The sequence below is a fragment of the Streptomyces sp. SM1 genome (assembly GCF_002910825.1).
Lineage (GTDB): Bacteria > Actinomycetota > Actinomycetes > Streptomycetales > Streptomycetaceae > Streptomyces > Streptomyces okerensis.
The window spans coordinates 1-675 of record NZ_NEUB01000581.1 but is presented as its reverse complement, the minus strand read 5'-3'; the positions used below and the strand labels follow the sequence as shown (position 1 = coordinate 675).

Annotated in this window: 1 protein-coding gene; it reads left to right on the top strand. The window is 75.4% G+C overall.

Annotated elements, in window-relative coordinates; all coding sequences use genetic code 11:
- Positions 1–37 precede the first annotated feature (37 nt).
- The coding region (gene panC / locus B9S61_RS14405; RefSeq protein ID WP_103542616.1) for a pantoate--beta-alanine ligase at positions 38–675 on the top strand (638 nt) is incomplete at its 3' end.

Below are 675 nucleotides of genomic sequence, written 5' to 3'. Positions count from 1 at the left end.
GTACGACGACGCGCGCGTCCCGGAACGGAGCCGCCCGATGACCCCCACCCTGCTGCGCACCGCCGCCGAGCTGCACGCACGCGCGCGGGCCGGCCGCCGCGCCGTCGTGATGACCATGGGCGCGTTGCACGAGGGCCACGCCACGCTGATCCGCACCGCGCGGGAGGTCGCCGGCCCCGACGGCGAGGTCGTGGTCACCGTGTTCGTCAACCCGCTGCAGTTCGGCGAGGGCGAGGACCTGGACCGCTACCCGCGCACCCTGGACGCCGACCTCGGGCTCGCCGGCCGGGCGGGCGCGGACGCCGTGTTCGCTCCCGCCGTGGACGAGGTCTATCCAGGCGGCGAACCCCAGGTCCGCGTCACCGCCGGCCCCATGGGCGAACGCCTGGAGGGCGCCGCGCGCCCCGGCCACTTCGACGGCATGCTCACCGTCGTCGCCAAGCTGCTCCACCTCACCCGCCCCGACATCGCCCTCTACGGCCAGAAGGACGCCCAGCAGCTCGCCCTGATCCGCCGCATGGTGCGGGACCTGAACTTCGGCGTCGAGATCATCGGCGTCCCCACCGTCCGCGAGGAGGACGGGCTCGCCCTGTCCAGCCGCAACCGCTACCTGTCGCCGGCCGAGCGGCGCACCGCGCTCGCCCTGTCCCAGGCCCTGTTCGCCGGCCGCGACCG